At 70.2% G+C, this 24,115-nt stretch carries 21 protein-coding genes; 10 read left to right on the plus strand and 11 right to left on the minus strand.

Annotation, left to right across the window (positions count from 1 at the left end; all coding sequences use genetic code 11):
• Positions 1-45 precede the first annotated feature (45 nt).
• Positions 46-486, minus strand: a complete 441-nt coding sequence (gene dtd / locus AC1Q5A_RS10080) for a D-aminoacyl-tRNA deacylase (RefSeq protein ID WP_492700581.1) — start codon at positions 484-486, stop codon at positions 46-48.
• 115 nt (positions 487-601) lie between these two features.
• Between dtd and AC1Q5A_RS10085 the strand changes: the two genes are divergently transcribed.
• Positions 602-1,501 carry an LpxL/LpxP family acyltransferase gene (locus AC1Q5A_RS10085; RefSeq protein WP_492700582.1) on the plus strand — a complete coding sequence of 300 codons (900 nt, stop codon included), beginning with the start codon at positions 602-604 and terminating at the stop codon, positions 1,499-1,501.
• Between the two features lie 98 nt (positions 1,502-1,599).
• Here the strand turns inward: AC1Q5A_RS10085 and AC1Q5A_RS10090 are convergent, their stop codons facing one another.
• The 4 genes from AC1Q5A_RS10090 to AC1Q5A_RS10105 form a co-directional block, all read right to left on the minus strand.
• Complete coding sequence (locus AC1Q5A_RS10090) at positions 1,600-1,926, minus strand: hypothetical protein (RefSeq protein ID WP_492700583.1); 327 nt, start codon at positions 1,924-1,926, stop codon at positions 1,600-1,602.
• Positions 1,923-3,647: an ArnT family glycosyltransferase gene (locus AC1Q5A_RS10095; RefSeq protein ID WP_492700663.1), complete on the minus strand. Its 1,725-nt coding sequence runs from the start codon at positions 3,645-3,647 to the stop codon at positions 1,923-1,925. Before AC1Q5A_RS10095 ends, AC1Q5A_RS10090 begins: the two co-directional genes overlap by 4 nt.
• Positions 3,648-3,724: 77 nt before the next feature.
• Positions 3,725-4,756: a CDP-glycerol glycerophosphotransferase family protein gene (locus AC1Q5A_RS10100; RefSeq protein WP_492700584.1), complete on the minus strand. Its 1,032-nt coding sequence runs from the start codon at positions 4,754-4,756 to the stop codon at positions 3,725-3,727.
• Positions 4,756-5,571 (minus strand): glycosyltransferase family 2 protein, encoded by an 816-nt coding sequence (locus AC1Q5A_RS10105; RefSeq protein ID WP_492700585.1) that lies wholly within the window; start codon positions 5,569-5,571, stop codon positions 4,756-4,758. Before AC1Q5A_RS10105 ends, AC1Q5A_RS10100 begins: the two co-directional genes overlap by 1 nt.
• A 165-nt stretch (positions 5,572-5,736) precedes the next feature.
• On the opposite strand from AC1Q5A_RS10105, the gene AC1Q5A_RS10110 reads away from it, so the two are divergent.
• Genes AC1Q5A_RS10110 through AC1Q5A_RS10120 form a run of 3 tightly spaced genes read left to right on the plus strand, consistent with a single transcriptional unit; the run spans position 5,737 to position 8,485 of the window.
• A complete protein-coding gene (locus tag AC1Q5A_RS10110; RefSeq protein WP_492700586.1) occupies positions 5,737-6,687 on the plus strand; it encodes a UDP-glucuronic acid decarboxylase family protein in 951 nt (316 codons plus the stop codon).
• Positions 6,684-7,610, plus strand: a complete 927-nt coding sequence (locus AC1Q5A_RS10115; RefSeq protein ID WP_492700587.1) for a glycosyltransferase family 2 protein — start codon at positions 6,684-6,686, stop codon at positions 7,608-7,610. The genes AC1Q5A_RS10110 and AC1Q5A_RS10115 overlap by 4 nt, the downstream gene beginning before the upstream one ends.
• Before the next feature lie 20 nt (positions 7,611-7,630).
• On the plus strand, positions 7,631-8,485 hold the full coding sequence (locus AC1Q5A_RS10120) for a glycosyltransferase (protein WP_492700664.1): 855 nt from the start codon (positions 7,631-7,633) through the stop codon (positions 8,483-8,485).
• On the opposite strand, the gene AC1Q5A_RS10125 is transcribed toward AC1Q5A_RS10120, so the two are convergent.
• From AC1Q5A_RS10125 to def, 6 genes are all read right to left on the minus strand, one after another.
• Positions 8,473-9,474 carry a glycosyltransferase gene (locus AC1Q5A_RS10125; RefSeq protein WP_492700588.1) on the minus strand — a complete coding sequence of 334 codons (1,002 nt, stop codon included), beginning with the start codon at positions 9,472-9,474 and terminating at the stop codon, positions 8,473-8,475. The genes AC1Q5A_RS10120 and AC1Q5A_RS10125 overlap by 13 nt on opposite strands.
• Positions 9,475-9,486: 12 nt before the next feature.
• Positions 9,487-10,740 (minus strand): O-antigen ligase family protein, encoded by a 1,254-nt coding sequence (locus AC1Q5A_RS10130; RefSeq protein WP_492700589.1) that lies wholly within the window; start codon positions 10,738-10,740, stop codon positions 9,487-9,489.
• A gap of 159 nt (positions 10,741-10,899) precedes the next feature.
• Positions 10,900-12,621 carry an ArnT family glycosyltransferase gene (locus AC1Q5A_RS10135; RefSeq protein WP_492700590.1) on the minus strand — a complete coding sequence of 574 codons (1,722 nt, stop codon included), beginning with the start codon at positions 12,619-12,621 and terminating at the stop codon, positions 10,900-10,902.
• 80 nt (positions 12,622-12,701) lie between these two features.
• Positions 12,702-14,003, minus strand: coding sequence for a 16S rRNA (cytosine(967)-C(5))-methyltransferase RsmB (gene rsmB, locus AC1Q5A_RS10140; RefSeq protein ID WP_492700591.1), 1,302 nt, complete (start codon positions 14,001-14,003; stop codon positions 12,702-12,704).
• The gene (gene fmt / locus AC1Q5A_RS10145; protein ID WP_492700665.1) at positions 14,000-14,926 is read right to left on the minus strand and encodes a methionyl-tRNA formyltransferase; all 927 of its coding nucleotides are present in this window, start codon (positions 14,924-14,926) and stop codon (positions 14,000-14,002) included. Before fmt ends, rsmB begins: the two co-directional genes overlap by 4 nt.
• Positions 14,927-14,952: 26 nt before the next feature.
• Complete coding sequence (gene def / locus AC1Q5A_RS10150) at positions 14,953-15,462, minus strand: peptide deformylase (protein ID WP_492700592.1); 510 nt, start codon at positions 15,460-15,462, stop codon at positions 14,953-14,955.
• Positions 15,463-15,649: 187 nt separating this feature from the next.
• Here def and AC1Q5A_RS10155 point away from each other — a divergent pair, with 187 nt between their 5' ends.
• The 6 genes from AC1Q5A_RS10155 (at position 15,650) to purD (ending at position 24,091) form a co-directional block, all read left to right on the plus strand.
• Positions 15,650-16,771, plus strand: coding sequence for a LysM peptidoglycan-binding domain-containing protein (locus AC1Q5A_RS10155; RefSeq protein WP_492700593.1), 1,122 nt, complete (start codon positions 15,650-15,652; stop codon positions 16,769-16,771).
• A 92-nt stretch (positions 16,772-16,863) separates the two neighbouring features.
• Positions 16,864-18,030 carry a DNA-processing protein DprA gene (dprA, locus tag AC1Q5A_RS10160; RefSeq protein ID WP_492700594.1) on the plus strand — a complete coding sequence of 389 codons (1,167 nt, stop codon included), beginning with the start codon at positions 16,864-16,866 and terminating at the stop codon, positions 18,028-18,030.
• Positions 18,031-18,135: 105 nt separating this feature from the next.
• The gene (locus AC1Q5A_RS10165) at positions 18,136-20,634 is read left to right on the plus strand and encodes a DNA topoisomerase I (RefSeq protein WP_492700595.1); all 2,499 of its coding nucleotides are present in this window, start codon (positions 18,136-18,138) and stop codon (positions 20,632-20,634) included.
• Positions 20,635-21,207, plus strand: a complete 573-nt coding sequence (gene tsaC, locus AC1Q5A_RS10170; protein ID WP_492700596.1) for an L-threonylcarbamoyladenylate synthase type 1 TsaC — start codon at positions 20,635-20,637, stop codon at positions 21,205-21,207.
• A 137-nt stretch (positions 21,208-21,344) separates the two neighbouring features.
• A complete protein-coding gene (locus tag AC1Q5A_RS10175; RefSeq protein ID WP_492700597.1) occupies positions 21,345-22,718 on the plus strand; it encodes an AMP-binding protein in 1,374 nt (457 codons plus the stop codon).
• 89 nt (positions 22,719-22,807) lie between these two features.
• Positions 22,808-24,091: a phosphoribosylamine--glycine ligase gene (gene purD, locus AC1Q5A_RS10180; protein WP_492700598.1), complete on the plus strand. Its 1,284-nt coding sequence runs from the start codon at positions 22,808-22,810 to the stop codon at positions 24,089-24,091.
• The last annotated feature ends 24 nt before the right edge of the window (positions 24,092-24,115 follow it).

Raw genomic sequence — 24,115 nt, forward strand, 5'->3', positions numbered from 1 at the left:
CGTGCCCCGCCGGGCTCGGTCCGGTCGAGGCACATCACTCGCCGTTCAGCCGGTATCGAGCCAGAAGGTCACCGGACCGTCGTTCACCAGCCCGACCACCATATGGGCGCCGAAACGCCCGGTTTCCACCCCGGGGTGCGCGGCGCGGGCCAGTTCCAGCAGCCGCTCGAACCAGCGCCGGCCGTGCTCGGGCGGTGCCGCCCGGGTGAAGCTGGGGCGCATGCCGGAACGGGTGTCGGCGGCCAGGGTGAACTGGCTGACCAGCAGCAGGCCGCCGCCGGTATCGGCGAGCGAGCGGTTCATCTTGCCGTGGTCGTCGGCGAACACGCGGTAGCCGAGCAGGCGTTCCAGCATGCGTTTCGCCTGCGCCTCGCCGTCGTCGGGCTGCACCGCCACCAGCGCCAGCAGGCCGGGGCCGATCGCGCCGACCGTTTCGTCGCCGACACTGACGCTGGCGGACAGTACGCGCTGGATCAGGGCAATCATGGACGCACGGCGGTAGCGGGGTGCCCAGCTTACGGTGCCGCCGCGGTCGGTGAAAGATGGCCGGTCGCCGGCATCGGCGCGCTTGCAGCGCAGCCGCCTCCCGTAAACTGCGCGGATGCGTATCGACATGTACCTCATCTACCTGCTGCTGCGCCTGCTGGCGCTACTGCCGCTGCGCACGCTGCATGGCCTGGGCGCCGTCCTGGGACGGTTGCTGCTGTGGCGTGGCGGCCGCACGGTACACAACACCGCGGCGAACCTGGCGATCGCGCGCCCGCAGCTGGACGACAGGGCGCAGGCCGCGCTGCTGCGCGAGGTGATGGCCGAGAGCGGCAAGTCGGCCAGCGAGATCGTCAAGGTCTGGGGCGCCGGCGCCGGGCGCGCGCTGACCCTGGTGCGCGAGGTGCGCGGCGAGGCATTGCTGGACGCGGCGCTGGCGGCGGGCAACGGCGTGATCATCGCCGCGCCACACCTGGGCTGCTGGGAGCTGCTGAACTACTGGCTGTGCCGCAAGACGTCGATGGCGATCCTGTACCGGCCGCCGCGGATCGCCGCGATCGAGGACCTGCTGCGCAAGGTGCGCGGCGCGCTGGCGCCCGAGCAGGTGCGCGCCGACGGCGCCGGCGTGCGCACGCTGTACAAGCGGCTGGCCGCCGGCGGCACGGTCGGCATCCTGCCGGACCAGAAGCCGCGCGCAGGCGAGGGCCAGATCGCGCCGTTCTTTGGCCGCGCGGCGCTGACCATGGTGCTGCTGCCGCGGCTGGCCGCGCGCACCGGCGCCACCGTGCTGTACGCGTTCGCCGAGCGCCTGCCGCGCGGCGCCGGCTATCGCATCCACTTGCTGCCCGCGCCGGACGGGCTGGCCGACGCCGACCTCGATACGGCCTGCGCCGCTCTCAACCGGGGCGTGCAGGACTGTGTGGAGCAGGCCTTCGCGCAGTACCAGTGGCAGTACAAGCGCTACTCGGCGGATGGCCTGGTCAGCCCGTACGATCGCGAGCAGGGCCAGCTGTGACCAGGGCTTTTCCAGCTGCGTAGGGCGGGCACTGCCCGCCGGCCCGGCGAAGAACCAGGGCCAGGAGCGGCAGGCACTGCCCGCCCTACGCCAGTTTTCTAGGGTCGGGGTTTGTCCAGCCGGCGCAGGAACACGCCCATCTCCTTCTCGGCCTGCTTGTCGCCGCGTTGCATGGCGGCGGCGATGCCGCTGCGCCAGGCTTCTGCGGCTGCTGCCTCGTCGCCCTGGGCCAGGCAGGCTTTACCGAGCAACTTCCACGCCGCCGAGTACGCCGGGTCGAAACCGACGGCGTGGCGCAGTTCGTCGATCGCCGCTCCGGCGTCGCCATCGGCCAGCAGCGCGCTGCCCAGCGAGAAACGCAGCAGCGCGCCATCACGCGGGCCGCCGCACTGCTGGCGCAGGCTGGCGATCAGGTTCGCGCTCATGGCCAGCTGCGGTAGCGCCAGGCGTCGGCCGGGTAGATCCGGGTCGGCTGCGCGGGTTCGGGCGGGGTGTGGCCGCTGCGCAGGTCGGCCAGCGAGACGGCGGGCCAGACCACCAGCCAGGAGGAGCGGAACGGCTGCGCCAGCAGGGCATAACGCAGGTCGTTCGCGTCCGGCCGGTGCTCGTGCAGCACGATCACGCCGTCCGGGTGGGCGTGGGCAAAATCCTGGATGGCCTGGTCACCGAACAGTTCGCTGATCGGCCGGGTCAGCCGGCCCTCGAAATGGAACTGGCCTTCGTAGTTGCCGGTATAGCCGAGCGGGTGGCCAGCCTGTTCGGCGGCGCCGAGCAGGTGGGCGATCGGGCGCAGGTCGTAACGTGGCCACAGGGTCAGCGTGAACAGCGCGTTGAGCGCGAGCACGCCGATCAGTGCGGCCACCGCCAGCCGGCGCAGCTCGCCGCGGCCGCGCAACAGCAGCAGGCCGCCGAGCAACAGGAACACCACGCTGAAGTAACGGCTGTACGGCGCCGCGGAGTCGACCCACTCGCCGTGCAGGCGGTTGCCCGCCACCAGCAGCGGCAGCACGAACAGCGCCACGGCGAAGCCGATGCCGCCCACGCCCAGCGGCCAGGTGCCGAGCCAGCCGTTGCAGGCCAGTTGTGGCCGGCGCTCGCGCAGCACGGCGATCGCAGCGGCCATCAGCAGCGCGGCGCCGGCGAGTTCCGGCAGCGGGTAGTACAGCTGCTTGCCGCTGATCAGCGAGAACACCACGAGGGTTGGCAGCAGCCAGCACAGCGCGAAACGCAGGCCCGGCTCCAGCGGCCGGCGCAGGCCGGCCACGGCTACCCAGATGCGCGGCCAGCCGCTGAACGGGAACAGCATCAGCGGCAGCCACAGCAGGTAGAACCAGAACGGCTCGGCGTGGTTCTGCAGGTCCTTGCCGGCGGCCAGCTTGTCGACCACGCGACCGGCGGTCTGGGTGAAAAACAGCCGCTGCCGGTACGCCTCGCCGCCGGAGAGCCCGGCCGGCAGCGCCCACGCCAGCAGCATCGTGCCGCCGAGCAGCAGCGCCAGCACGCCGCGGCCGTACCAACGCGCGCGGTGCTGCTCGGCCCAGTCGTTCCACAGCGGGCCGAGCAGCCATGGAAACGCCACGTGCAGCAGCATCACCGGCCCCTTGGTCAGCAGCCCCAGGCCCACGCACAGGCCGAACAGCAGCCAGCGCGGCTCGGCACGGTGCGCCTTCGGGGCCAGGCACAGCAGGGCGGCCAGCGCCCAGGTGGCCAGCAGCACGTCGTACATGATCTGCAGGCCGAACAGGAACGCGTAGCCGAACGCCAGCAGCATCCACGGGGTCGCCTTGGCCATCCACGGCCGGGCGGGGAACAGCCGTCGCGCCAGCAGCGAGGCCAGCACCAGCTGCGCGCCGCCGACCAGCACCTCGAGCACGCGCGGCCATGCGTCGCTGACGCCGAACACGAACCAGCCGGCATGGATCAGCCAGAACAGCAGCGGCGCCTTCTCGCTGTATGGCTGGCCGTTGATGTGCGGCACCAGCCAGTGGCCCTGGTTCCACATCTCCCAGGCCACCGCCAGGGTGCGGGTGGAATACAGCGGCATCGGCCCGTGCGAGAAGATCGCCAGCAGCGCCACGGCGGCCCACAGCGGCAGCCAGGGCCAGACGGCGCGCAGTTGTTCGGAACGGCTGTAGGAGGGGCTCAAGGACACGGGCGGGCTCTTGGCGGGCAGGAGACGGATTCTAGACTGCGCGAGGCGGCGGCCAGGCTCGGGTGCCTGGCTCACGCCGGGCCCCAGTAGCCGATGCGCCGGCGGATCTTCAGCTTGCGCCACAGGTTCAGCGGCTTGCGCCGGCGGTTGCGGGCGCCGGCGGCGACGAAGCTGTCGATCGCATCGAGCACGCGTTCGCTGGAGCGGCCGTCGCGGTAGGGGTGGATCGCGTCGGCGTACCCGCGGATCGCCTGCAGCAGTTCCGGCGGCCGCGCCAGCGCGCGCTCGATCGCCGGCTCGAACTGCGCCGGGTCGTCGATGTCGATCAGCTGCGGGCCGGGACGCCGATTCCTGAAAGTGACCACCGGCTTGCCGGTGAGCAGGAACTCGTTGAGCGCCGAGGAGGTATCCGAGCACATCAGGTCGACCTGCGGGAACAGCTCCAGGATGTTGTCGTTCTCGGCGAAGCGGAGGTTCTCGTTCTGCAGTGCCTTGAACTTCGCCGTGGTATCGGGGTTCATCTTCGGGTGGAAGGTGACGATCCAGCGCCAGCGGCCGTCGCGCGACAGCCGCTTCACCTCCTCGTAGAGGGTTTCCGCCGCGCTCCACGAGGGCGAGAAGGTGGAGTGGTACAGGATCACCGGTGGCCGTCGCACCGGCGGCAGCGGGCCGCTGATCTCCTGCATGAAGGGGTCGAGTTTGGGGAAGCCGGTCTCGATGACGCTGAAGTGGCCGACCTTGTCGGCGATCGCCTGGAACTGCGCGGTGTCGCGCGGGCCGGTGGTGCAATACAGGTCGAAGAAGCCGCGCACGTAGATGTGCCGGGGTTTGCCGGCATCGAAGCCGTGGAAGGTCTCCACCTTCACGCCGGGAAAGAAGTGCGGCACCGCGTTGGACGAGGTGATCACCGCGAGCGGTTGCCAGGCGCGCACCTCGGCCACCGTCAGCAGGCGCTCGCCGGCGACCAGGTCCTCCGCGCCGGGGCCGTCGAAGAACCACGCCGCTTCGTCGCCGCGGGCGCGGATCGCCGCCTGCAGCGGGCGCAGGATCGCCAGCGCGTAGCGCTCGGAGCCGTACAGAAGATAGTGTTTCTGGCTGGTCATCAGCGATCGATGTCGTGTTTGTGGAGCAGGGCCGCGGCACTCGCCACCGACTCCGGGTTGTTGACCATCTCGTAGTAGCGCATGCGCTTGTACAGCGCGTAGCTGGCGGCGGTCTGCGCGATCAGGAAGCCGCGCCAGCCGTCGAGGAAGGCCAGTCGGAACAGGTAGTCCTTGACGAAGGCCAGCACGAACACGAACGGCGCCTGCCACATCCGCACCGGCTTGCGCTTGTCCAGCCAGTCGCGGCATTTCAGCTCGGCGTAGCGCAGCACCTTCAGCTGCTTGTGCGGCAGGGTGGGGTTGTTGGCGTGGTCGAACGGCGCGCGCAGGGTCGGCGCGGCGCCTTCGAAACGCAGCGACTCGTGCACCCGCGCATCGCTCCAACGCGCGCGGCCGCGGTGGTACAGCCGCGCCAGCTTCTCGCCCACCGACGGCCGGTACCAGCGCATCGGTCGCCCCATGTAGATCGTGCGGCGGCGCAGGTACGCCGCCGGCGCATCGCCGGCGATCAGTTGCGGCAGGCGCCGCTGCAGCTCCACGGCGAGTTCCGGGCTGAGGTATTCGTCGGCGTCCAGCACCAGGATCCAGTCGTGCGCGCACTGTGTGGTGGCGAAGTTGCGCTGCGCACCGAAGCCGAGCCAGTCCTGGTGCACCACGCGCGCGCCGTGCGCCTGGGCGATCGCCACGGTGTCGTCGTCGCTGCCGGAGTCGACCACCAGCTTCTCGGCCGCGAACGGCACGCTGTCCAGGCAGCGCGCGATACTCCCGGCCTCGTTGCGGGTGATCACGGCAAGGGTCAGCGGCAGGGTGGGCATGCACGGATTCTAGCCGAAGCCGTACCGGCTCCCGCTGGCCCGGACAGGGCGGATTTTCCGTTCAGCCGGGCGGGTCGCCACCTCGCGGGGAAATCCATGACAATATTTGTCAACTCTCGACCGACCGGGCGTCGCCGCCCTTCTCCAACCCACCATCGGCATGTCATGAAACGAACCCTCGTCACCGGTGGTGCCGGATTCCTCGGATCGCACCTGTGCGATCGCCTGCTTCGCGACGGTCACGACGTGCTGTGCGTGGACAACTTCTTCACCGGCAGCAAGCGCAACGTCGCGCACCTGCTCAACCACCCGTACTTCGAGCTGATGCGGCACGACGTGACCTTCCCGCTGTACGTGGAGGTGGAGCGGATCTTCAACCTGGCCTGCCCGGCCTCGCCGGTGCACTACCAGCACGACCCGGTGCAGACCACCAAGACCAGCGTGCACGGCGCGATCAACATGCTGGGCCTGGCCAAGCGGGTGAAGGCGCGCATCCTGCAGGCCTCCACCAGCGAGGTATACGGCGACCCGGAGGTGCACCCGCAGGTCGAGGGCTACTGGGGCAGGGTGAATCCGATCGGCATCCGCAGCTGCTACGACGAGGGCAAGCGCTGCGCCGAGACGCTGTTCTTCGACTACTGGCGCCAGCACGCGCTGGACATCAAGGTGGTGCGCATCTTCAATACCTACGGCCCGCGCATGCATCCGAACGACGGCCGGGTGGTGAGCAACTTCATCATGCAGGCGTTGCGCGGCGAGGACATCACCATCTACGGCGACGGCAGCCAGACCCGCAGCTTCTGCTACGTCGACGACCTGATCGAGGTGATCGTGCGCATGATGGAATCCGAACGCGGCTTCACCGGCCCGGTGAACATCGGCAACCCGGTCGAGTACACCATGCTGGAGCTGGCCGAGAAGGTGATCGTCCTGGTCGGCGGCCGCTCGAAGCTGGTGCACAAGCCGCTGCCGTCGGACGACCCGCGCCAGCGCCAGCCGGACATCAGCGTGGCCCGCGACCGGCTCGACTGGCAGCCGACGGTGGCGCTCGAGGACGGCCTGAAGGAAACCATCGGCTACTTCCGCCGGCTGCTGCAGGACGGTGCGGCGGCATGACCAGCTTCGCGGTCGTCATCACCAGCTACAACTACCGCGAGTTCGTCGGCCTGGCGATCGACGGCGCGCTGGCGCAGACACGCGCGCCGATGCAGATCATCGTGGTTGACGACGGCTCCACCGACGGCACCCCGGCCCACCTGCGCGAGCGCTACGGCGCCGACCCGCGAGTGACCCTGCTGTGCGGCGAGAATGGCGGCCAGCTGAGCGCGTTCCAGCGTGGCATGGCCCAGGTACGGGCCGACGTGGTCTGCTTCCTCGACGCCGATGACCGCTGGGAGCCGGACTATCTCGCGCAGCTCGGCGAACTCTACGACGCGCGGCGCGACATCGACTTCGTGTTCTCCGACATGCAGCTGTTCGGCGACGAGCAGCGCTGGATGGGCTGGGGCGAACGCTCGCAGGACCTCGGTTTCACCGTGATCAGCACCTACATGCTGATGCACTGGTACGGCGCGCCGACGTCGGCGCTGTCGATGCGTGCCTCGTGGGCGCGCCGCGCGCTGGGACTGCCTGCGCATCTCATCGGCACCTGGCGGCTGTCCGCCGACAACTGCCTGGTGTTCGGCGCCAGCGTACTGGGCGCGCACAAGTACTACCTGCGCACCGGCTCCGTGCGTTACCGCATCCACGGCAACAACGGCTGGTGGGGCCGGCAGACGCCGGCCAGCCGCTACCTCAACCGGTTCCATTCGCGTTGCCTGATCGAGATCTACGCCAGAAGCATCGGCCTGGACGAGCGCTGCGTGGAAAGCGCCAAGTTCGAGTTCCGCACCAAGCCGGACCCGACCTGGAAGGAAGCGAAGCGTTACGCGAAGCTGGCGCGGTTGCGCCGTGGCTCGTGGCTGGCCAACCAGGAACGCGCGCTGGGGATCCTGTGGCAGGCGCTGTGGCGTCGCCGCCGCGTGCCCGGCGGGTCATGAGACCGGACGAGATCGCCGCGATGCGCATCAGCGTTGCCGTCATCACCTACAACTGGCCCGAAGCGCTGGCGCTGGTGCTGCGCGCGCTGGCTGCCCAGAGCGAGCTGCCGTACGAGGTGATCGTTACCGACGACGGCTCGCAGCCGGCCACGCGCAAGCTGCTGGAGTGCATCGCCACGGACTATCCGGTGCGCCTGGTGCACCTGTGGCAGCCGGACGACGGCGCCCGCATGAGCCGCGCGCGCAACCGCGCGATCGCCGCCGCGCAGGGCGACTACGTGATCCTGCTCGACGGCGACATGGTGGCCGAGCCGCACTTCGTCGCCGACCATCGCGCATTCGCGCGCGGCGGCTGTTTCGTGCAGGGCTCGCGCGTGCTCACCGATGCCGCGCTGACCCGACGCCTGCTGGAACAGGAGGTGACGATGCCGGGCTTCTTCAGTCGCGGCATCGAGCGGCGCCGGCACACCCTGCGCCTGCCGCTGCTGGCGCGCTGGTATGCCCGGCCCGGCACCAAGCGGCGCGGCATCAAGAGCTGCAACATGGGCTTCTGGCGCGACGACCTGCTGCGCGTGAACGGCTTCAATGAGGCAATGACCGGCTGGGGCCGCGAGGACACCGAGCTGGCGCTGCGCGCGTTCCATGCCGGCCTGCTGCGACGCGAGCTGCGCTTCAGCGGGTTGGCCACCCACCTCTACCATCGCACCCGCAAGCACGTGGTCGGCAACCCGAACGACCGCATCGTGGACGACACCCGCGCACGCGGCCTGGTGCATTGCGAACTCGGCATCGACCGGCACCTGGCCGAGTTCGCCGCGCCGCCGCCCGACCTGCGCGAGCTCGTGCGCAGGCCCGACGCCGGTCAGAGCAGCTGACGCAGGGCCGCGTCCAGCCGTGCGGCGAAGGCCGCCTCGTTCGCGGTGAACCACGTCCGCGCCTGCTCGCCCAGCGCCAGACGCTCCGGCGCGGGCATCGCCAGCAGGCGCTCGACCTCGGCCTCCAGCGCCGCGTCGTCGAACTGGTGCCGGACCGCCAGGTTGAATGTGCCGGTGGCGTGGGTCTTCACCACGGCGCCGCGCGCGGCGGTGACCAGTTCGTTCATCGGCGCCGCGTCGCAGGTGACCACCACCGCCTTGCAGCTCATCGCCTCGGCGATGTAATGGCCCCAGCCTTCGGTTTCCGATAGACACAGGTGGAACAGGTGCGCGTTCTGCAGTCGGCGGATCTCGTCCACGCTGTCGAGGTAGCCGATCCGGTGTTCGAGGTTGGCGGCGACGGGTCCGGTCAGGCGAATGGCGGTATGCGGCGACTGCAGCACCAGCAGCTTCGGCCATTCCGGATGGCGCTGCCACAGCGCCAGCAGTCGCTGCGTGCCCTTCATCCGGCTGGCGCCGGCCAGGTGCAGGAAGGTCGGCTGCCGCTGGACTTCCGGCTGCAGGCAGTCGGTGCTGCGGAAGCCGATGTGCAGGGCGCGGCAGCCGCGCGCGGCGAACAGTTCGACGGCGTAACGGGTCTTGCACAGGATCGCGTCGTAGCCGGCCAGATGGCGCTGGCTGCGTGGTGACAGCCATTCCGGGTTCGGCACCAGCAGGTTCAGCCGGGCCATCCCGAACCAGTCCGGGCGCACGTGTTCCAGCGCGATGTTCGCGTCGTACAGCGCGAGCCGGCGGTCGGCGTGGCGCAGCCGGTGCCACCACAGGCGCAGGCGCATCCGCCACGCCTGCCAGCGGCCGTCGTGCCGGCGCGGACCCAGCCGGGTCACCTCGACCTGGTGGCCGAGCGTGCGCAACGCCTCGGACAGCAGCCGGAGGTCGTGGCTGAGACCGCGCTGGTTGTCCCACGCAAGCAGATTGATACGGGCCATGGCGGGTCGGGGTCAGCGGGGTGGGGCGTGGCGCAGCTCACGGCCGATGCTGACGGCCAGGCCCAGCACGAGGAACAGGTAAAGCGACTGTGGCATGGCCCGGTACAGCACGTTGTCGCTGAACGCGCACAGCGCATACATGCTGACCACGAGCAGCCCCGCCGCTGCATCGGCGGCGACCGGCTCCTGCGGATGGCCGAGCCGGCGGCCGAAGAAGACCAGCGGCACGGCGAACAGCAGCAACAGCACGAGCAGGGCGGGCACGCCGCCGGCCACCATCGACTCCAGGTATTCGCTGTGCGGGTGCACGTAGCCGGCGATCGACGCGCTGGCCTTGCCGGCCTGGACCTGTTCGCGCGCGTACACGCCGAACTGGTCCAGGCCGATGCCGGCCAGCGGATGCTCGCGGAAGGCTTGCCAGGCGACGCGCCACATCTCCAGCCGCTCGCCGATCGCGCCGCTGGCGGCGTTGGCGGCGCCATCGCCGTAGCTGGCGACCTCGGCGGGAACCTTGGCCAGCCGGTCCACCATCTCCCGGTGCAGCGTGGCGGTGACCGCGAGCATGCCGGCCACGGTCACCGCGAACAGCACGAGCGCACGGCGCCAGTGGCGCGAATGCGCGCAGTACCACGCCACCAGGCCGAGGTAGACCGGGGCGAAGGCCAGCAACGGCCCGCGGCTCTGGGTCAGCACCGCGCCGTACAGGCCTACCACCACCGCGGCGATGTGCAGCCAGCGGAGCCGGCGCGGGGTGGCCGGGCGCAGCGCCTGCAGCGTCGAAAGCAGCACCATGATCAGCAGGAACATGGCGAACTCGACCGCGGCCCAGTCGCCGCCATTCAGTCCGAAGGGCCGGTCGACGCCCTGCCCGTAACGCTGCTGGATAGCGGCCGCGCCGAGCAGCAGGCCGGTCAGGCTGATCCCGGCATCGATCACGTTCCGCTTGAGCGGCAGGCTGAACACGGCGGCGATCGCCAGGAACAGCAGGGTCTGCGCCGGCAGGTCGATCGCGGGCCAGTCGAGCCGATGCCCGAGGAAGTTGCCGAGGTCATAGGCCAGGCGCAAGGCGCAGACGGCGGCCACCGGCCAGGCCAGGCGATAGGCGCGACGGGTTTCCGGGCGCGTCACCAGCAGCACGATACCGGCCACGAACAGCAGCGCCATCGGCACCGCCTTGAGGCGGTTCGATACGGCGAAACAAAGCGGCATCGCCGCCAACAGCGACGATGCCGTCCAGACTTGCCATGAAACCGGGTGTGCGCGCACGTGATGAACCTGTCGAACCAACATCTACTCCCTGTCCCCTCATGCTAACGGCACGGCGGCGGTGCCGCGGCCTGCATGGCACATCCCTGTACCGCGGAGGTTCATCCGGGTTGTGTATGGCCGTTGTGAACGATACATCAGTCCCGCCGGATCACGGCCTCAGGGCTGCTCATCGGCATCCTGCTCCGCGCTTGCACCCGGTACGCAGCCGGGCGCCACCGCGGCGGCCTGGAACATCCACCACTCGCGGCGGTTGGCATGGCCGACGTAAATGGCGCGGTGGCGGTCCACGCACGTGCCCATCGCCTCGTCCAGGCTGAAGATCCAGCGCCGCGCCGGATCGGCCTGCAGCCAGGCGACGGCGTCGGCGTACTGCTGCGGCCAGGGTTTCAGGAAGCCGAACTCGGCGACCGGGCCCTGCACCATCAGCAGGTTCTGTTCCTTCCAGGCGAGCAGGCCGATGCTGGCGTCCGGGCCGGCAATGGCGCGTGCCCGCACCATCACGTCGCGCGCCGAACGGTCGCCGTTGAGCATCGGGTAGCCCCACAGGCCGTACACGCTCCACAGCACGCCGGCGAACAGCAGCCAGCCCAGCGGCGCACGGCGTATCCGGGTGAGCGCGACGACGACGAGGCCGGCCGCGCCGATGGCCAACAGCATCCACCAGATCCGCGGGTCGAGGCTCTGCTCGATCTTCACCGCCCAGGCCGGATGGCGATGCAGTGCCAGTGCCGCCGCCACGGTCAGGGCACCGGCCAGCAGCGTGGTCAGCGCGAACACCGCGAGGCGCACGCCACGCCGGCGCAGCAGGCCGGGCAACAGCGGCGCCAGCGCCAGCGCGGTCATCGGCAGCGCGGGCAGGATGTAGACGTCGCGCTTGCCGGGGCTGAACGAGAAGAACAGCAGCACCAGCACGATCCAGCCCAGCGGCAGCAGGAAGCGCGCGTCACGCCGCTGCAACCGTCGCCACCATGCCGGCAGCGCCCACGGCAGCAGCAGCGACAGCGGCAGCCAGTCGACCACGATGATGCCGAGGAAATAGAACGGCGAGTGGAGGTGCCCGGCCGGCGTGGCGTAGCGGTGCACGGTCTGCCCGAACAGGATGTTCTGCACGTACTCGGTGTGCTGCGGATCGCCGTCGGCGTGCGCCACCAGCAACATCGGCAGCAGCCAGCCGAGGATCGGCACCAGGAACAGCGCCAGGCCGCCGGCCCAGCGCCAGCCGCCGGTGGGCAGCGCCAGCCGGCGCCAGTGGCCGCGCCGCGCCATGAGATAAGGCACCAGCATCAGCAGCGCCAGCACGCCGACGCCCTTGGTCGCCACGCCCACGCCGGCGAAGAAGCAGCCCGCGGCGAACCAGCGCCACGACGGCCCCAGCAGCAGGTGGCGCAGCAGGCCGTAGTTGGCCAGGGTGATCCAGCCCAGCAGCAGCGGGTCGATCTGCGCGTTGCGCATCTGGTAGGTGAAGTGGATGGTGACCAGCAGCGTGGCGGTTGCCAGCAGCGCGCTGCGATGGTTCCACAGCCGCCGCGCCAGGTCGTAGACCAGCGCCAGCGCCGTCAGCGCCGCGGCCAGCGAGGGCAGCAGGAAGGCGATGCGCCAGTTGCCGCTGAGGAAGTAGCCGAGTGCCTGCAGCCACATGAACACCGGCGGCTTGTCCGGGTACAGCTCGTGGCCGCGGTGCGGGAACAGCCACTGGCCGTGCTCGACCATCCATTGCGCGACCAGCGCGAAGCGCGGCTCGTCGGACGGCCACGGGTCGCGCAGTCCCAGCCCCAGGCCGAGCAACAGCAAGGCGAACACGCCGAACAGCAGCAGCTCCCGGCGGGCGCTGCGCAGCCACAGCGGGCGCGCATGGGAGAGATGGGTGCGGGGCTTCACGGGTGAGGCGTTCCGTCGGCGGTGGTCGGCAGGTTGCCAAGCATAGCCCGGCAAGGCGTCATGCTTGCCGCGGCGGCGATTCAGGCGCGCTTCTGCAGCACCGCGTAGTACATGCCGTCGAGGTCGCCGTCGCCGGGCAGGAGTTGCCAGCCCACGGCCGCGGCCTGCCCGACCGGCAGGGTGAATGCGATGGCCTGCGCATTGGCTTGCGTGGCCAGCAGCTCGCCGACGATCGCCTCGTTTTCCGCGCGCAGCACCGAACAGGTGATGTAGACCAGCCGCCCGCCCGGCGCCAGCAACGGCCACAACGCGGCCAGGATGCGGCGCTGCTGCGCGTGCATCGCGGCGATGTCGCTCTCGCGCCGGTGCAGCCGCACGTCAGGCCGGCGGCGCAGTACACCGCTGGCCGAGCACGGCGCGTCGAGCAGGATCCGGTCGAACGGCTGGCCGTTCCACCAGCCCTTCGGCGCGCCGGCGTCGCCGACCACGATTTTCGCGTCCAGGCGCAGCCGCATCAGGTTCTGGCGGATGCGTTCGGCGCGCGGCGCGTCGAACTCCAGCGCGGTGAGGTCGATGTCGGCGCGTTCGAGCAGGTGGCAGGCCTTGCCGCCGGGCGCGGCGCAGGCATCCAGCACGCGCAGGCCGTCGTGCAGGTCGGCGAGGTCGGCGGCCACCTGCGCCGCGCCGTCCTGCACCGCGAACAGGCCATCGTCGAAACCGGGCATGCGGGCGACGTCGCTGCTGTGCGGCAGCACCAGCGCGTCGGCCAGCCAGGGATGCGCGCTGGCAGCGTAGCCGGCGGCCTGCAATCGGGCGATCAGCGCCTCGCGCTCGCCGCGCCTGCGGTTGACCCGCAACATCAGCGGCGGCTCGCCGTTGTCGGCGGCCATCACCGCCTCGGCCTGCTGCGGCCAGTCGTGCCGCAGCGCGGCGGCCAGCCATGCCGGATGGGCGTGGCGGGTCTGCGGCCTGGCGTCGAGTTTCGCCAGCAGACTTGCGCGCTCGCGCTGCCAGCGCCGCAACACGGCGTTGACCAGGCCGGCCAGTTGCGGCCGCTTGAGCGCGCGCACCGCCTCGACCGTGGCGGCCACCGCGGCGTAGTCCTGCAGTTCGAGGATCTCCAGCTGGACCAGGCCCAGCACCAGCAGCGCGTGCACGGCCGGGTCCTTGTGCCGCAGCGATTTTTCCAGCAGGCCGTCGACCGCGGGATCGAAGCGCAGCCACCAGCGCGCGCCTTCGCTGAGCAGGGCCATCAGCAGGGCGCGGTCGCGCGGGTCGGCCAGCCGCGGCGCGGAACGCTCCATCGCGTCGCGCAGCGAGGCGCCGCGCAGGGCGACCTCGGCGAGCCCCTTGGCGGCCAGGGCGCGGGTGTCGGTTTTCATCGGGCCTGACGCAGTTCGGGGCGGGCGTTGAGGTAGTCGGCCGCACCGATGCGCTTGCCGCCGGCGCGCTGCACGGCGGTGACGCGCAGCGCGCCGTGGCCGCAGGCGAGGTCGATGCCGTCGCGGCCGGCGGCCAGCACGCTGCCGGGCGCGGCATGGTGATCGAGTTCGATCGCGTGGGCGGTCCAGATCCGCAGCGGCTCGCCGGCGATCTCGCCTTCGGCCACCGGCCACGGGTCGAACGCGCGCACCTGGCGTTCCAGTTCGATCGCGGGGCGGCTGAAATCGAGCTTCGCCTCGGCCTTGTCCAGCTTGTGCGCGTAGGTCACGCCGTGCTCCGGCTGCGGCGTGGCGGCCAGTACCTCGCCGGCCAGCGTGCGGTGCAGGCCTTCGGCCAGCACCTCCGCGCCCAGCATGGCGAGACGGTCGTGCAGCGAGCCGCCAGTATCGTCGCGGCCGATCGGGGTGCGCCGTTCAAGCAGCACCGGGCCGGTATCCAGGCCCGCTTCCATCCGCATCAGGTCGACCCCGCTCTCGAGGTCGCCGGCCAGGATCGCGCGCTGGATCGGTGCGGCGCCGCGCCAGCGCGGCAGCACGCTGGCATGCACGTTCCAGCAGCCCAGCCGCGGGATCGCCAGCACCTTGCGCGGCAGGATCAGGCCGTAGGCCACTACCACCAGCAGGTCGGGGCGGTAATCGGCAAGCTGCTGCTGCACCTCGGCGGGTTTCAGCGATTCGGGCTGTTCCACCGGGAGGCCGGCGGCCAGCGCGGCCTGTTTCACCGGGCTGGGCGCGAGCTTGCGGCCGCGCCCGGCGGGGCGGTCGGGCTGGGTATAGACGCCCACCACCTCGGCGCCGCTGGCGCGGCAGGCCTCGAGACAGGGCACCGAGAATTCAGGGGTGCCGGCAAAGACCAGCCGCAAGCCCGGGTTACTCAAGCCGGTCTTGCTCAAGCACCGGCTGCCTGCTTGCGGTGCTTTTCCAGCCGCTTCAGCAGCAGGCTGCGTTTCAGCGGCGACAGGTAGTCGACGAATACCTTGCCTTCCAGGTGATCCATCTCATGCTGGATGCACACCGCCAGCGGGCCTTCGGCCTCGATGATGATCTCCTTGCCGTCCACGTCCTGCGCCTTCACCTTCACCCTCAGCGCACGGGTGACGTCGGCGTACAGGCCGGGGAAAGACAGACAGCCTTCCTGGTAGACCTGCGAGCCGTCCTTCTCGAGGATCTGCGCGTTGACCAGCGCCAGCGGCCGGTTGCGCTCGTCGCTCATGTCGGCGACCAGTACGCGCTGGTGCACGTTGACCTGGGTGGCGGCGAGGCCGACGCCGTTGGCGGCGTACATGGTCTCGAACATGTCGGCGACGAACTGCTTCAGCTGCGCGTCGAACACGGTCACCGGCGCGGCGCGGGTGCGCAGCCGGGGGTCGGGGAATTCAAGGATGGACAGTACGGACATGGCATCACCTCGGCGCCGAAAATGCGGGCGATTTGGTAAAAAGCCACCCTCGGAGCCATCTAGAATATGTCTCATTGTACGTCGGCAAGCGTCCGACTGCAGACGATTTTTGCCAACCAGCGCTGGTTGCGCACGTTAACCATTCGGCTACACTCGGCCGAGCTTTGGGAAAGGGGGATTCCCGCCAATGATCAGAAAAACTATCGTGTTGCTCGCCGGCATGCTGGTCACCGTGGCCGTGTATGCGGCCGGTGCGCAACTGCGGGCCGATCATCCGGACAGCTACACCGTGCGCCGGGGCGACACCCTCTGGGACATCTCCGCCAAGTTCCTGTCCAAGCCGTGGCTGTGGCCGGAAATCTGGCAGGCCAACCCGCAGGTGCGCAATCCGCATCTGATCTACCCCGGCGACGTGCTCAACCTGTCCTTCATCAACGGTCCACGCCTTGGCCTGCAGCCGAGCGTGCATCGCGAAGGCGAGGCGGTGCCGGCGATCCCGCTGTCCGAGCTGCGGATGTTCCTCAAGGACATGCGGGTGATGGACTCGAAGGCAGTCAGCTCCGCGCCGTACGTGGTCGGCCTCGAGGAGGCCCGCCTGCGCGGCGCCGTCGGCCAGAACATCTACGTGCGCGGCCTGCAGGGCGAGCCGGGCCAGCGCTGGGCGATCGTGCGGCCGAGCCACGTGTTCCGCGGCTTCAATCAGGGCGACGCGGCCAGCGCCGACCTGGTCGCCCATGATCTGGACAGCAACGCGGCGATGGTCAATGCGCCGTGGCGCGAGGATTCGCGCAACGACGGCCACTACGGCAAGGGCGACGACCTCGGCGTCGAGGTCAGCGTGATCGGCACCGCGGAGACGCTGCGCACGGGCGACCCGGCCACCCTGCTGCTGCTCGGCGCCACCCAGGAAATCCGCAGTGGCGACCGCATCATGCCGGTCGATGATGCGCCGTACGACGCCTACTACTACCCGCATCCGCCGAAGTCGGTGCCGGCCAACGTCAAGGTGATCGGCTTCGCCGACGCGATGGACGCGGCCGGGCCGCGCCAGGTGGTCATGCTGTCGATCGGCGCGAAGGACGGCGTCGACAACGGCCAGACCTTCACCATGCTCCAGCCCGGCGAGACGGTCCACGACGATGTGGCCAGCAACAGCTGGCGGCGCGGCGTGGGCGAGACCGTCAAACTGCCCGACGAGTACATCGGCCACGTGATGGTGTTCCGCACCTTCGACCGGGTCAGCTACGGCCTGGTGATGGACGGCCTGCGGCCGGTGCACGTCGGTTCCCGTCTGGTCATGCCCGAATAAGCGCCCGCGAGCAACGTTGCGGCATCTGCCTACAGGACGGCGCGGCTTTCACCGCGCCGTTTCCTTTGCGGCCCGCTCCGTAAACTGCCGCCATGACCATGGACGATCCTGATGAACTGCGCGCCTGGCTGATCGCCTTGCGCACGCCGGGCCTCGGCCCGGGCGGCCTGCGCGAGCGGCTGGATGACGCCGGCGGCGACATCCGTGCGGCACTGACGCAGCTGCGCCGTCGTGCCGCGTCGCTGGGCGAGCCAGCGCAGGCCTGGCTGGCGCAGCCGGACGAGGCGCGCCTGGCCGCCGACCAGGCCTGGCTGGCCGAGCCGGGGCATCGGCTGCTGTGCTGCACGGAGGCGGATTTCCCGCCGCAGCTGGAACACATCCCGCAGCCGCCGGCCGTGCTGTTCGTGGCCGGCGACGCCGGCCTGCTGCTGCATCCGCAGGTGGCGATCGTGGGCGCGCGCAGCGCCAGCGCGGCGGGGCTGGCGCATGCACGGACGTTCGCCCGCGCGCTCGCCGCGGCCGGCTTCGCGATCACCAGCGGCATGGCCGACGGCATCGACGGTGCCGCCCACGTGGCGGCGCTGGATATCGAGGCGCCGACCGTGGCCGTGGTCGGCACCGGTCCGGACCGGGTGTATCCGCGCAAGCACCAGGCACTGGCCCGGCGGATCACCGCGCGCGGCACGCTGGTCAGCGAATTTCCGCCCGGCACGCCCGCGCGGGCCGATCATTTCCCGCGCCGCAACCGGATCATCGCGGGCATGGCGCTGGGCACGCTGGTGATCGAGGCGGGCCTGCGCTCCGGCTCGCTGATCACCGCGCGGCTGGCCGCCGAACAGGGGCGCGAGGTATTCGCCCTGCCCGGTTCCATCCATAATCCGCTGGCCCGCGGCTGCCATCGGCTGATCCGCGACGGCGCCCGACTGATCGAGGACGCTGCGGAAATTGTCGAAACATTGACGCCGGCTGCGCGCATGCTGGGAAGCGAACTGGCCGCGCGGCTGCGCGAGGTCGGCGATGGGGCGATCCGCTCCGGTGGCATGGTCGTCGCCCCGTCCGGGCTGGACGGACGGGGCGACGACCCGGAATATCGACGGCTTTTGACTGAACTTGGTCATGCGCCGGCGACGTTGGATGAACTTGTGCAGCGTACCGGGCAATCGACGGCCGCGCTTTCCTCGATGCTGCTGATGCTGGAGCTGGAGGCGCGGGTCGAATGCCTGCCCGGCAACCGCTACCAGCGATTGCCGGGTGGCTGAGCCGCGTGGCGCGGTTTGCTTGACAGCCGCTGGCGCGGCGTGGTTTCAACTATATATATGTCCGGCACGGAAGCGCCGGTGGTTCACCTCTGGATACCCTGTTTCATGGCAAAAAACCTGCTCATCGTCGAATCGCCGGCCAAGGCCAAGACGATCAACAAATACCTCGGCAAGGACTTCCAGGTACTCGCCTCCTACGGTCATGTGCGCGACCTGAAGCCGAAAGAGGGCGCGGTCGACCCCGAGCACGGCTTCGCGATGAAGTACGAGGTGATCGAACGCAACGAGAAGCATGTCGACGCGATCGCCAAGGCGGCCAGGCTGGCCGACGACATCTACCTCGCGACCGACTTGGACCGCGAAGGCGAGGCGATCAGCTGGCACATCAGCGAGATCCTCAACGAGCGCGGCCTGACCAAGGGCAAGCAGCTGCATCGGGTGGTGTTCTCCGAGATCACGCCGAAGGCGATCAAGGCCGCGGTGGCCGCGCCGCGCCAGCTCTCGCACGACCTGGTCGACGCGCAGCAGGCGCGCCGCGCGCTGGACTACCTGGTCGGCTTCAACCTGTCGCCGGTGCTGTGGCGCAAGGTGCAGCGCGGGCTCTCCGCCGGCCGCGTGCAGTCGCCGGCGCTGCGCATGATCGTCGAGCGCGAGGAGGAGATCGAGGCGTTCAAGGCGCGCGAATACTGGACGATCGAGGCCAAGCTGAAACATGTCGACGGCGATTTCAGCGCGCGCCTGTCCAGGCTCAACGGCAAGAAATTCGAGCAGTTCGACCTCACCAGTGAAGCCGACGCGCTGGCCGCCCGCGACGCGCTGAAGCAGGCCGCGCGCGGCCGCCTCACCGTCAGCGAGGTCAGCTCGAAGGAGCGCAAGCGCCGCCCGGCCGCGCCGTTCACCACCTCCACGCTGCAGCAGGAAGCGGCACGCAAGCTCGGCTTCACCACCAGCCGCACGATGAAAGTGGCGCAGGGCCTGTACGAGGGCGTGGCGCTGGGCAGCGAGGGCAACGTCGGCCTGATCACCTACATGCGTACCGACTCCACCATGCTTGGCGACGACGCGGTGGCCGAGCTGCGCCAGCTGATCGCGCGCGACTTCGGCGGCCAGGCGCTGCCGGATGCGCCGCAGGTATACAAGACCAAGTCGAAGAACGCACAGGAAGCGCACGAGGCGATCCGCCCGACCTCGGCGATGCATACGCCGAAGTCGGTGGCGTCCTTCCTCAACGACGACCAGCGCAAGCTGTACGAACTGATCTGGAAGCGCACCGTCGCCTGCCAGATGATCCACGCCACGCTGAACACCGTCACCGCGGAATTTGCGTTGCGCGACGTGCCCGGCGGCGACGCCGGGTTCCGCGCCAGCGGCACCACCGTGGTCGACCCCGGCTTCCTCGCCGTGTACGAGGAAGGCCGCGACCAGAAGAGCGCCGAGGACGACGACGAAGGTCGCCGGCTGCCGCGGCTGGAGAAGGGCGAGGCGGTACCACTGCACGAGATCGTCGCCGACCAGCACTTCACCGAGCCGCCGCCGCGCTACTCCGAGGCGAGCCTGGTCAAGGCGCTGGAGGAACACGGCATCGGCCGCCCGTCGACCTATGCCAGCATCATCCAGGTGCTGCAGAACCGCGAGTACGTGTTCCTCGACAGCCGCCGTTTCAAGCCCAGCGACGTCGGCCGCGCGGTCAGCAAGTTCCTTACCCAGCACTTCACCCGCTACGTCGACTACGACTTCACCGCGAAGATGGAAGACGAACTCGATGCGGTCAGCCGCGGCGAGGAAGCCTGGGTGCCGCTGATGGAGCGCTTCTGGCAGCCGTTCAAGCAGCAGGTGGACGAGAAGACCGAATCGGTCGACCGCAGCGAGGCGACCGGCGCGCGCGAACTGGGCGCCGACCCGAAGACCGGCAAGCCGGTTTCGGTGCGGCTGGGGCGCTACGGGCCGTACGCGCAGATCGGCGACAAGGACCAGGACGAGAAGCTGCAGTTCGCCAGCCTGCGCGGCGGCCAGAGCATGCACACCATCACCCTGGCCGAGGCGCTGGAGCTGTTCAAGCTGCCGCGCAAGCTGGGTCAGGCCGACAACGGCGACGAAGTGAGCGTCGGCGTCGGCCGCTTCGGCCCGTTCGTGAAGCAGGGCGACACCTACGCCTCGCTGAAGCCCGAGGACGATCCGTACACGATCGAATTGCCGCGCGCGCTGCAGATCGTGCAGGAGAAACTCGAGATGCTGGCCAACCGCGTCATCCTCGACTTCGGCAACGGCGTGCAGGTGCTCAACGGTCGCTACGGCGCCTACATCACCGACGGCGAGAAGAACGCGCGCATCCCGAAGGATCAGGAGCCGAAGGAGCTGACCGAGGCGCAGTGCGCGGAGCTGCTCGCCGCTGCGCCGGTACGCAAGGGCCGCTTCGGCAAGAAGACGGCCGTGAAGAAGGCGTCCGCGAAAAAGACCGCACCGGCGAAGAAGACGGCGGCGAAGAAGGCTCCCGCCAAGAAGGCGCCGGCGAAGAAAGCCGCGGCGAAAAAAACTGCCGCGAAGAAAGCCGCCACAAAAAAGGCCGTCGCGAAGAAACCCGCCGGCGGCAAGGCCGAGGCCTGAGTGCCGCGCCGCTTCACCCTCGCCCAACTCGATGCCGCCGCGTCGCTGCTGCATGCCGGCGGCGTGCTGGCCTATCCCACCGAGGCGGTGTTCGGGCTCGGCTGCGACCCGCACGACCAAGCCGCATTCGCGCGCGTGTTCGCGCTGAAGCAGCGCCCGGCGACCCAGGGCGTGCTGCTGATCGCCGCGGATTTCGCCCAGGTCGAGCGCTACATCGAACTGGCCGCGGTGCCCGGCGAGGTACTCGCGCAGGTACGCGCGAGCTGGCCCGGCCCGCATACCTGGGTGTTCCCGCGCTCGGCCGCGGTGCCGCCCTGGATCGCCGGCGCGCATGCCGGGATCGCGCTGCGGGTCACCGCGCACGAGCCCGCCGCCGCGCTGTGCCGCGCGTTCGGCGGCGCGCTGGTGTCGACCAGCGCGAACCCGCATGGCCGGCCGCCAGCGCGTACGGCGCAGGTCGTGGCGGACTATTTCGATGACGCACTGGATGGCCTGCTGGACGCGCCGCTGGGCGGCCAGGCCAGCCCCACGGTGATCCGCGACGCGCTGTCGGGCGCTATCATCCGCGCCTGAGCGCTTGGGGGGAGCGTGCAGGCTCATATCCCAGCTGAACCGCCGTGGGACGTCAGTGGCAGCCGTTCATGCCGCCGTTCACCGTGCGGCGCGATGCTGCCGGGCGTGACGAACCGCCATATCAGGGAGACCGCAGCTTGGCCATCGTTTACGACACCTACCAGCGCGAGGCACCGTCGCGGCTGCCGTTGCTGGGTGTGGTCGATCCCGCGCGGATCGTGGCCTGGCGCGATGACGGCCCGGTCGACGCCGCGCGCTTCCTGGCGCAGGTGCGCGCGGTGGCTGCCCTGCTACCGACGGCGACCGCCGCGGTGAATCTGTGCGAGGACCGCTACGCGTTTCTGGTTGCGTTCTGCGCCATCGCGCTGCGCGGCCAGACCAACCTGCTGCCGTCGTCCCGAGCACCGCAGGCGGTGGACGAGGTGATGGCGGCGCATCCGGGCTGCTATGCGCTGGGCGAGCAGGCGCTCGAGCCGGCTCCGCGCGGCTACCGGCAGCTGCCGCCGCTGGATACCGCATCGCCGCTCGAACCCGCAGCGGCGTGGCCCGCGATCCCGGCCGACCAGGTGGTGGCGGTCGGCTACACCTCCGGCTCCACCGGTACGCCCAGCGCGAACCCGAAGACCTGGGCCAGCTTCCACGCCAGCAACAGCGGCAACCTGGCGATGCTGCATGCCATTGTCGGAGCGCATTTCGAGGTGGTCGCCACGGTGCCGCCGCAGCACATGTACGGCATGGAGATGTCGGTACTGCTGCCGTTGCTGGGCGGCGTCGGCGTGCATGCCGGGCGGCCGTTCTTTCCGGCCGACGTGGCCGCCGCGCTGGCCGAGGTGCCGGCGCCGCGCGTGCTGGTGACCACGCCGGTGCACCTGCGCGCGCTGGTCGAGTCGGGCATCGCGCTGCCGCCGATCGCCGCGATGCTGTCGGCCACCGCGCCGTTGCCGGTGGAGCTGGCGCAGGCCGCCGAACGGCGGTTCGGCGCACCGTTGCGGGAAGTGTTCGGCTCCACCGAGACCTGCGTGTTCGCCAGCCGCCGCCCCACCGTGGATGAGGACTGGTCGCTGTATGACGGCAGCAGCCTGCATCCGCAGCCGGATGGCACGCTGGTGGAGGCGCCGCAACTGGCCGCGCCGGTCACCCTGGCCGACATCGTCAGCCTGTCCCGCGACGGCCGCCGCTTCCGCCTGCGTGGCCGCCATGCCGACATGCTGGAGATCGCCGGCAAGCGCGCTTCGCTGGGCGACCTCAGCCGGCGCCTGCTGGCGATTCCCGGCGTGCAGGATGGCGTGGTGTTCCAGCTCGATGATGGCGATGCGCTGGGCGTGCATCGGATCGCCGCGCTGGCGGTGGCGCCGGGGCTGGAGGTGCACGCGATCCTCGACGCGCTGCGCCGTGCGATCGACCCGCTGTTCCTGCCCCGTCCGCTGACGCTGGTCGATGCGCTGCCGCGCAACGAAACCGGCAAGCTGCCGCGCGCGGCGCTGCTGGAACTGCTGCACCGGCCCGGCTGACCGCGCAGCTGTTTCGCGGGCACTGCGGTGCAGCCGCTACAATGCGCGCCTGCGCCGCGCGGCGGCGCGCGAATTCCCGGAGTGCAGGCATGAAGGTCTTGGTCATCGGCAACGGCGGGCGCGAGCATGCGCTGGCGTGGAAGCTCAGGCAGTCGTCGCAGGTCGACGAGGTGATCGTGGCCCCTGGCAACGCCGGCACCGCGCGCGAGGCGAAGATGCGCAACGCCGACGTTGCGATGAACGACATCGACGGCCTGCTGCAGCTGGCCCGGCGTGAGAAGGTCGGCCTGACCGTGGTCGGCCCCGAGGTGCCGCTGGTGGCCGGCGTGGTCGACAAGTTCCGCGCTGCCGGCCTGCGCATCTTCGGGCCGCGCGCGATCGCCGCGCAGCTGGAGGGCTCCAAGGCGTTCGCCAAGGATTTCCTGCAGCGGCACAACATCCCCACCGCGCGCTACGCGGTGTTCACCGAGCTGAATCCGGCGCTGGCCTACGTGCGCAAGCATGGCGCGCCGATCGTGATCAAGGCCGATGGCCTCGCCGCCGGCAAGGGCGTGGTGGTCGCGCTGACCCTGGCCGATGCGGAGCAGGCGCTGCACGACATGCTCGGCGCGCACGCGTTCGGCGAGGCCTCGGCGCGGGTGGTGATCGAGGAATTCCTCGATGGCGAGGAAGCCAGCTACATCGTGATGAGCGACGGCAGCCACGCGCTGCCGATGGCCTCCAGCCAGGACCACAAGCGCCGCGACGAGGGCGACCTCGGCCCGAATACCGGCGGCATGGGCGCGTATTCGCCGGCGCCGGTGGTCACGCCGGAAGTCGAGCAGCGCATCCTGAAGGAAGTGATCGAGCCGACCCTGCACGGCATGGCCGCCGAGGGCGCGCCATTCATCGGCTTCCTCTACGCCGGACTGATGATCGACAAATCGGGTGCGCCGAAGGTGATCGAATTCAACGTGCGCTTCGGCGATCCGGAAACCCAGCCGATCATGCTGCGCCTGAAATCGGACCTGGTCGAACTGATTGACGCGGCACTGGACGGCCGGCTGGCGCAGGCCACGGCGCGCTGGGATGCGCGCCCGGCGATCGGCGTGGTCATGGCGGCTGGCGGCTATCCGGGCCGGGTGCGCATGGGCGACGCGATCGACGGCCTCGACGCGCCGATGGAGGCCGAGGTGAAGGTGTTCCACGCCGGTACCAGCCTCGACGAGCAGGGCCGCACGGTCACCGCCGGAGGCCGCGTGCTGACCGTGTGCGCGCTGGGCGGCGATCTCGCCGCGGCGCGCGCGAGCGCCTACGCCGCGATCGGCCGCATCCGCTACGACGGCGCGTTCTGCCGCCGCGACATCGCGCACCTGGCCCTGCGCCGCAGCTGACCCGGCCGCCCCCGGCGGCCTGCC

Source organism: Rhodanobacter sp. GW835-FHT13D09, from assembly GCF_058793995.1.

Bases quoted from the DNA above. Each gene is read 5' to 3' on its own strand.
- dtd (WP_492700581.1), bottom strand. From the start codon at position 486: ATGATTGCCCTGATCCAGCGCGTACTGTCCGCCAGCGTCAGTGTCGGC.
- AC1Q5A_RS10085 (WP_492700582.1), top strand. From the start codon at position 602: ATGCGTATCGACATGTACCTCATCTACCTGCTGCTGCGCCTGCTGGCG.
- AC1Q5A_RS10090 (WP_492700583.1), bottom strand. From the start codon at position 1,926: ATGAGCGCGAACCTGATCGCCAGCCTGCGCCAGCAGTGCGGCGGCCCG.
- AC1Q5A_RS10100 (WP_492700584.1), bottom strand. From the start codon at position 4,756: ATGACCAGCCAGAAACACTATCTTCTGTACGGCTCCGAGCGCTACGCG.
- AC1Q5A_RS10105 (WP_492700585.1), bottom strand. From the start codon at position 5,571: ATGCCCACCCTGCCGCTGACCCTTGCCGTGATCACCCGCAACGAGGCC.
- AC1Q5A_RS10110 (WP_492700586.1), top strand. From the start codon at position 5,737: ATGAAACGAACCCTCGTCACCGGTGGTGCCGGATTCCTCGGATCGCAC.
- AC1Q5A_RS10115 (WP_492700587.1), top strand. From the start codon at position 6,684: ATGACCAGCTTCGCGGTCGTCATCACCAGCTACAACTACCGCGAGTTC.
- AC1Q5A_RS10120 (WP_492700664.1), top strand. From the start codon at position 7,631: ATGCGCATCAGCGTTGCCGTCATCACCTACAACTGGCCCGAAGCGCTG.
- AC1Q5A_RS10125 (WP_492700588.1), bottom strand. From the start codon at position 9,474: ATGGCCCGTATCAATCTGCTTGCGTGGGACAACCAGCGCGGTCTCAGC.
- rsmB (WP_492700591.1), bottom strand. From the start codon at position 14,003: ATGAAAACCGACACCCGCGCCCTGGCCGCCAAGGGGCTCGCCGAGGTC.
- def (WP_492700592.1), bottom strand. From the start codon at position 15,462: ATGTCCGTACTGTCCATCCTTGAATTCCCCGACCCCCGGCTGCGCACC.
- AC1Q5A_RS10155 (WP_492700593.1), top strand. From the start codon at position 15,650: ATGATCAGAAAAACTATCGTGTTGCTCGCCGGCATGCTGGTCACCGTG.
- dprA (WP_492700594.1), top strand. From the start codon at position 16,864: ATGACCATGGACGATCCTGATGAACTGCGCGCCTGGCTGATCGCCTTG.
- AC1Q5A_RS10165 (WP_492700595.1), top strand. From the start codon at position 18,136: ATGGCAAAAAACCTGCTCATCGTCGAATCGCCGGCCAAGGCCAAGACG.
- purD (WP_492700598.1), top strand. From the start codon at position 22,808: ATGAAGGTCTTGGTCATCGGCAACGGCGGGCGCGAGCATGCGCTGGCG.